The organism is Mesorhizobium sp. M7A.F.Ca.CA.004.06.1.1, from assembly GCF_003999135.1.
In the GTDB taxonomy this organism is placed as follows: domain Bacteria; phylum Pseudomonadota; class Alphaproteobacteria; order Rhizobiales; family Rhizobiaceae; genus Mesorhizobium.
In genome coordinates this window covers 1-2864 of the sequence record NZ_RZPQ01000747.1, presented here as the reverse complement: position 1 = coordinate 2864, position 2864 = coordinate 1, and the positions used below count along the sequence as shown (strand labels likewise).

The window sequence follows — 2864 nt, the reverse complement described above, 5'->3', positions numbered from 1 at the left end:
ACCCCCGCCGGACCTCCTCCCCCGGCGGTTGTTGTCGTTTTCAGGAGGCGCTCCCATCAGCAGCTGTTTGCCCCGCACCGCGCACGGCAATTGCAATCGCCGCACCAAGCGATTATTCCGGCGCTCATGAGCAAAAACCCCATCCATATCATCGGCGGCGGCCTCGCCGGTTCCGAAGCCGCCTGGCAGGCAGCGCAGGCCGGCGTTCCGGTCATCCTGCATGAAATGCGGCCCGTTCGCGGCACCGATGCACACAAGACCGACAGCCTGGCCGAGCTCGTCTGTTCCAATTCCTTCCGCTCCGACGATGCCGACAACAACGCAGTCGGCCTGTTGCATGCCGAAATGCGGCTGGCCGGCTCGTTGATCATGAGCGCCGGCGACGCCAACCAGGTTCCGGCCGGCGGCGCGCTGGCCGTCGATCGCGACGGGTTCGCCGACGCAGTGACGAAAAAGCTCGAAGCACACCCGCTGATCACCATCCAGCGCGAGGAAGTGCCTGGTCTGCCGCCGGCGGATTGGGACCAGGCGATCGTCGCCACGGGCCCATTGACCGCCCCCGGGCTTGCCCAGTCGATCGCGGAAGCGACCGGCGCCGATGCGCTCGCCTTCTTCGACGCCATCGCGCCAATCGTCCATTTCGACACGATCGACATGGATACCTGCTGGTTCCAGTCGCGCTACGACAAGGTCGGGCCAGGCGGCACCGGCAAGGACTACATCAATTGTCCTATGGACAAGGACCAGTACCTTGCCTTCGTGCAAGCGCTGGTCGACGGCCAGAAAACCGAATTCAAGCAATGGGAAGGCACGCCCTATTTCGACGGCTGCCTGCCGATCGAGATCATGGCCGAGCGCGGCGTCGAGACGCTGCGCTACGGGCCGATGAAACCGATGGGGCTGACCAACGCGCACAATCCGACCGTAAAGGCCTATGCCGTGGTGCAGCTGCGGCAGGACAATGCGCTGGGCACGCTCTACAACATGGTCGGTTTCCAGACCAAGTTGAAGCATGCCGAGCAGGTGCGGGTGTTCCGCACCATTCCGGGTCTCGAAAACGCCGATTTCGCCCGCCTCGGCGGCCTGCACCGCAACACCTACATCAACTCGCCGACCTTGCTCGACGCTTCGCTGCAACTGAAGTCGCGGCCCGGCCTGCGTTTCGCCGGCCAGATCACCGGGTGCGAAGGCTATGTCGAAAGTGCCGCGATCGGTCTGCTTGCCGGCCGCTTCGCCGCAGCCGAGCGTCTCGGCCACTCACCGTCCCTGCCGCCGCTGACCACGGCCTTCGGCGCCCTGCTCAACCACATCACCGGCGGCCACATCGTCTCCGATGACGAACCGGGAAAGCGCTCCTTCCAGCCGATGAACGTCAATTTCGGCCTGTTCCCGCCGGTGGAGGCGCCGAAGACCGAAGGCAAACGCATGCGCGGCAAGGACAAGACCGTTGCCAAGCGCCATGCGATCACGTCGCGTGCGCAGGCTGATTGCCGAGAATGGCTAGGGCTGCCGGCACAAGCGCAAGCCGCCGAGTAGTCCATGGCCAAGCACTCCGAGCTGCACCAGCTTCTGCCGTCGGACCTGCCGCCGAGTGGCGAACCTTTCGCCGGCGACTACGAAATTTGCTGGAGCATCTATGTCAGATGCACCAACCTGCGGAAGCTGCGCGAAGTTCATATACCCGCTATCGAGGCGCTAATAGGTCAGCCTCACGGGGGCCAAGGTTGGCTGTACGAAAATGAAAATTACAATGAGAACCGCGATCGAAGCTTGAAGAGAATCATTGCCGTTCAGCCTGTCGAAGGTCCCTACAATGACCGGCTAATTCTGGATTTCATGAAAGCGATCTATTCGCTGTCATCCTTCTGGGCGATCCAAACCCGTCTGGATCCCTCACATCCTCATGGCGTCTACCTCAGTGCACGATTCACGCAGGAGGCTCCCAGCTCGGAGGCGCCGGCTATCGTCGACGCGCTGGTTGAGTTCGAAGCCAATTTTACAGATTTGGGGGGCCGTGAATTCGGCCGGCATTTCGGCACAACTCGGCGCATTAGCGCCACCATGCCGGATGGTTCGGAAGCCGGCCGGGCGAAACCCAGGCGCTAGGACCTCATCGTTGGCCGCACGGATGAAGCAGGATACAATCCTACTTGCGGTCCAATGGGAGCCGTTCCATGGAATTCGCCGAGAAACTTTCTGTCACAGTCACGCCAGCAATGGCCCGCCTTATCCGCCAAAAAGTCGAAGACGGCTCTTTCGGCTCGGCGAGCGAAGTCATCCGCGCGGCGCTCCGGGCCTTCCAGCGCGAGGAAGAGGAGCATGCCGAGCGCCTAGCCGCGATCCGGGCCAAGATAAAGGCTTCGATCGAAGATACGCGTCCCGCTGTTCCGCTGGATCACGCCATCGCGCAAGTGACGGAACGAATCGCGCAATTGGCGTACGACAGCGATGACGACGGACCCTCCTGACATAAGAAGTTCTACTCGGCGGGCTCGCCACCCACGCTTGGCAATCCCGGCTTCCCCGCCTCAGCAGGATTTCGCCTGACATAGGCAGCCTTCAAACTCTCCGAAGTCTCGCGCGAGCCGTCATGGCTCCACCCTGGCGGCTTGATCAAGTAGTTGATGCGGTCGCGCACCGTCAGCCTTGGCACAAACGCATCCCTGAACATGCCGATCCATTCATGGAACGCCACTTTCAGTGGATTGAAGGTGCCGAGGTTCCTGACGATGCCATAGCGCGGCCGGTCTTCTTCCAACTCTCCGACGAAGGTGCCGAACATGCGGTCCCAGATGATCAGCGTGCCGGCATAATTGGCGTCGAGATAGCGCGGATTGGTGGCGTGGTGGACGCGGTGGTGTGAG

Annotated in this window: 3 protein-coding genes and 1 pseudogene; 3 read left to right on the top strand and 1 reads right to left on the bottom strand. The window is 62.0% G+C overall.

Features of this window, described 5'->3' with window-relative positions:
- Positions 1 to 126 precede the first annotated feature (126 nt).
- From trmFO to EN906_RS29450, 3 genes are all read left to right on the top strand, one after another.
- Positions 127 to 1536: a methylenetetrahydrofolate--tRNA-(uracil(54)-C(5))-methyltransferase (FADH(2)-oxidizing) TrmFO gene (gene trmFO, locus EN906_RS29460; protein ID WP_127269100.1), complete on the top strand. Its 1410-nt coding sequence runs from the start codon at positions 127 to 129 to the stop codon at positions 1534 to 1536.
- A gap of 3 nt (positions 1537 to 1539) precedes the next feature.
- Complete coding sequence (locus EN906_RS29455; protein ID WP_127269101.1) at positions 1540 to 2106, top strand: hypothetical protein; 567 nt, start codon at positions 1540 to 1542, stop codon at positions 2104 to 2106.
- A gap of 68 nt (positions 2107 to 2174) precedes the next feature.
- Positions 2175 to 2468, top strand: coding sequence for a type II toxin-antitoxin system ParD family antitoxin (locus tag EN906_RS29450; protein WP_164748858.1), 294 nt, complete (start codon positions 2175 to 2177; stop codon positions 2466 to 2468).
- Positions 2469 to 2479: 11 nt separating this feature from the next.
- Here EN906_RS29450 and EN906_RS29445 read toward each other — a convergent pair.
- Positions 2480 to 2864 (bottom strand): annotated as a pseudogene (locus EN906_RS29445) (sterol desaturase family protein); the annotation flags it as partial.